General features: G+C 68.6%; 5 protein-coding genes and 1 pseudogene. 3 read left to right on the forward strand and 3 right to left on the reverse strand.

Translation table 11 applies throughout. The features are described from left to right. Window positions 1-90, reverse strand: a pseudogene (locus tag GUY60_RS36025) (ATP-binding protein); the annotation flags it as partial. 220 nt (window positions 91-310) lie between these two features. On the opposite strand from GUY60_RS36025, the gene GUY60_RS36030 reads away from it, so the two are divergent. From GUY60_RS36030 to GUY60_RS36040, 3 genes are read left to right on the forward strand one after another with little or no spacing between them, the layout of a single operon-like run. After that, entirely contained in the window at window positions 311-1,072 is a 762-nt protein-coding gene (locus tag GUY60_RS36030; protein WP_161705657.1) for an SDR family NAD(P)-dependent oxidoreductase, read from the forward strand. Then, complete coding sequence (locus GUY60_RS36035) at window positions 1,069-1,338, forward strand: hypothetical protein (RefSeq protein WP_161705659.1); 270 nt, start codon at window positions 1,069-1,071, stop codon at window positions 1,336-1,338. The genes GUY60_RS36030 and GUY60_RS36035 overlap by 4 nt, the downstream gene beginning before the upstream one ends. Next, complete coding sequence (locus tag GUY60_RS36040; RefSeq protein WP_161705661.1) at window positions 1,331-1,537, forward strand: hypothetical protein; 207 nt, start codon at window positions 1,331-1,333, stop codon at window positions 1,535-1,537. The genes GUY60_RS36035 and GUY60_RS36040 overlap by 8 nt, the downstream gene beginning before the upstream one ends. 35 nt (window positions 1,538-1,572) lie before the next feature. On the opposite strand, the gene GUY60_RS36045 is transcribed toward GUY60_RS36040, so the two are convergent. Both GUY60_RS36045 and GUY60_RS36050 read right to left on the reverse strand, forming a co-directional pair. Then, a complete protein-coding gene (locus GUY60_RS36045; protein WP_161705663.1) occupies window positions 1,573-2,088 on the reverse strand; it encodes a hypothetical protein in 516 nt (171 codons plus the stop codon). A 79-nt stretch (window positions 2,089-2,167) separates the two neighbouring features. Beyond that, complete coding sequence (locus GUY60_RS36050; protein ID WP_161705665.1) at window positions 2,168-3,361, reverse strand: RtcB family protein; 1,194 nt, start codon at window positions 3,359-3,361, stop codon at window positions 2,168-2,170. Window positions 3,362-3,418 lie beyond the last annotated feature (57 nt).

Raw genomic sequence — 3,418 nt, forward strand, 5'->3', positions numbered from 1 at the left:
GTCCCCGTAACCCAGCTCCTCGCCGTCGGCGATACGGAACATCTCGCGGACCAGGTCGAGGCCGGTGACCTCTTCGGTGACCGCACACTCATCCGCACCCGAATCCGCTCCCTCTGCGCTCACCACAACCACAGCCCGATTCATACAGATATGCGCGCAAAATACACAGGCAAGGCAATTGCCGGGAAGCGTAAGCGAGTTCGGCGCGTTCCGGTGAGGGTGGGGTGGGCGATTGACCGGGGCACCGGAGAGGCGCGCCTATCCTGGCTGGACCCGTCCCTTTCGCACGTACGCACGAGGAGCACCGCACATGGCCTCCGCACCGATCGCCGTCGTCACCGGAGCAAGCAGCGGGATCGGCGCCGCCACCGCGCGGCAGCTGGCCGCAGCCGGATACCGGGTGGTGCTGACCGCCCGCCGCAAGGACCGGATCGAGGCGGTCGCGGCGGAGATCGTCGAGGCGGGCCACGAGGCGATGGCGTACGAACTCGATGTCACGGACCGCGCGGCCGTGGACACCTTCGCCACGGCGTTCCGGAAGATCGCGGTCCTGGTCAACAACGCGGGTGGCGCGCTGGGCGCGGACCCCGTGGCCACGGGTGACCCGGCGGACTGGCGCCAGATGTACGAGGTCAACGTGATCGGCGTGCTGAACCTGACGCAGGCGCTGTTGCCCGCGCTGATCGCGAGCGGGGACGGCACGGTCGTCGTCCTGTCCTCCACCGCGGGCCACGCCAGTTACGAGGGCGGGGCCGGCTATGTCGCCGCGAAGAACGGCGCACGGGTGCTCGCCGAGACGTTGCGCCTGGAGATCGTCGGGCAGCCGGTGCGGGTCATCGAGATCGCGCCCGGCATGGTCAAGACGGAGGAGTTCGCCACGACCCGCTTCCGAGGCGACACGGAGAAGGCGGCGAAGGTGTACGCGGGCGTGGCCGAGCCGCTGAGCGCGGACGATGTCGCCGAGACGGTGACGTGGGCCGTCACCCGTCCCCCGCATGTGAACGTGGACCTGCTCGTCGTACGCCCGCGCGCGCAGGCCTCCAACTCCAAGGTGCACAGGGAGCTTCCGTGACGAGCGCCTCGAGCACCGCGTCCGACACGGCTCAGAGATCGCCCGCGCACCCCTCCGACGAGCGGCGCAGCGCAGCCGTAGGGCGTGCGGGCGAGGTCCTGCAGACGTACACGTCCTCGCCCGAGGCCCGGCGGCGTGGGCCGAGTGAGACTCTGCAGCGCGTCATCGCGGACCTGATGCACTGGTGCGACGACAGTCGGCGCGACTTCGACCGTGCCCTGGAAGCCGCGCGCGACCTGCACGCACGGGAACGCGCCGGTGCCTGAAGAACCCGCCCCCACAGCGAGCACCCCCACGGGCGGGACCCCCGATCCCCTCCGGGAGGCCGACCGGGAGGCCGAGCAGCGTCGGCTCGTGCAGGAGAAGAAGAACGAGCGAATGGTGTGGTGGTACCTCGCGTACTTCCTCTTCGGCATCCACCTGGTCGCCTTCGTGATGATCTACGCGGTCACCCACGCCAAGTGACCGGGCCCGCGCCCCCGTTCGCGGTACCCGGCCACTCAACCGGCAACGGAGTCCAGGTACTCCTGGAAGGCGGTGTACTCGTCCAGGGCCTCGCTCAGGTGCCGGTCGCTGATGTGGAGGGCCTTGATGTCGCTGGTCGGGTTCCGTTGCGGGAGGACTTCGTCGTACGTCTCCTCGCGCCACTCGATCTCCTCGCGGATCGTGTCACCGAGGAGATCGGTGGCGTAGGTCAGCAGGGGGCTCATCCGGGCATAGGAACCTTCGCCCGGGGTGGGGCTGCATGACCAGACGGCGTCCGGGTGGGCGCGGCGGACGGTTTCTCCCAGGTACCAGACGGCGACCGACATGAACGGGTCCTCGTGCGCGGCGTCGGCTTCCTCGTAGCCGGCGTACCGGCTGAGCAGGACGTCTTCGAGCCGGTCGAGGGAGGCGGGAGTGAAGTCCCACGTCCCCCCAGTGGCCTGCCGCCAGGCGGGAAAGGCGTTCTCCTGGGCGGTGAGCCACTGGTTGAGGCGGGGGTTGTCACGCCACTGAGGTGAGGTCACATTCACGCTCGGGAGCGTACGACCCGCCACTGACAACCGGTAACGACCCTGCAGAGCAGCCGAGTTGGGGGCCGACCGCAGGTGGTCAGCCCTTCACGCACACCACCTGCTTGAGCTTCGCGACCACCTGGACCAGGTCGCGCTGCTGGTCGATGACCTGCTCGATCGGCTTGTACGCGCCGGGGATCTCGTCCACGACGCCGGAGTCCTTGCGGCACTCCACGCCCCGCGTCTGCTCCTCCAGGTCCTTCGTGGAGAAGCGCCGCTTGGCGGCGCCACGGCTCATGCGGCGGCCGGCGCCGTGCGAGGCCGAGTTGAAGGACTTCTCGTTGCCGAGGCCCTTCACGATGTACGAGCCGGTGCCCATGGAGCCCGGGATGATGCCGTAGTCCCCGCTGCCCGCGCGGATCGCGCCCTTGCGGGTGACGAGCAGGTCCATGCCCTCGTACCGCTCCTCCGCCACGTAGTTGTGGTGGCAGGAGATGACCGGCTCGAAGGTCGGCTTCGCCTTCTTGAACTCCTTGCGGACGACGTCCTGGAAAAGCCCCATCATGATCGCGCGGTTGAACTTCGCGTACTCCTGCGCCCAGAAGAGGTCGTTCCGGTACGCCGCCATCTGCGGGGTGTCCGCGACGAAGACCGCCAGGTCGCGGTCGACCAGGCCCTGGTTGTGCGGCAGCTTCTGGGCCACGCCGATGTGGTGCTCGGCGAGCTCCTTGCCGATGTTCCGCGAGCCGGAGTGCAGCATCAGCCAGACCGAGCCGGAGTCGTCGAGGCAGAACTCGATGAAGTGGTTGCCGCCGCCGAGCGTGCCCATCTGCTTGGTGGCCCGCTCCTGGCGGAACTTGACCGCGTCCGCGATCCCGCCGAAGCGCGTCCAGAAGTCGTCCCAGCCGGCCGTCGGGAATCCGTGCAGCCGGCCCGGATGCACCGCGTCGTCATGCATGCCGCGGCCCACCGGAATCGTCTGCTCGATCTTCGACCGCAGCCGCGACAGATCGCCCGGAAGGTCGTTGGCGGTGAGCGAAGTCTTGACCGCGGACATGCCGCAGCCGATGTCGACGCCGACCGCCGCCGGGCAGACCGCGCCGTGCATGGCGATGACCGAACCGACCGTCGCGCCCTTGCCGTAATGCACGTCGGGCATGACGGCAAGTCCCTTGATCCAAGGGAGAGTTGCGACGTTCTGCAGCTGCTGGAGGGCACCGTCCTCGACGGACGACGGGTCCGCCCACATCCGGATGGGTACCTTCGCGCCCGGAACCTCTACATACGACATGACTTCCTCTATCCCCCGAAATCCGAAATGCCTGACCGCCGGTGAGCGGTACGGAAC

It is taken from the genome of Streptomyces boluensis, assembly GCF_009908195.1.
Classification (GTDB): Bacteria; Actinomycetota; Actinomycetes; order Streptomycetales; family Streptomycetaceae; genus Streptomyces; species Streptomyces boluensis.

What these genes read in the sequence shown, in the direction of transcription:
- GUY60_RS36030 (WP_161705657.1), top strand. Translation starts at nt 311, where the DNA reads ATGGCCTCCGCACCGATCGCCGTCGTCACCGGAGCAAGCAGCGGGATC.
- GUY60_RS36050 (WP_161705665.1), bottom strand. Translation starts at nt 3,361, where the DNA reads ATGTCGTATGTAGAGGTTCCGGGCGCGAAGGTACCCATCCGGATGTGG.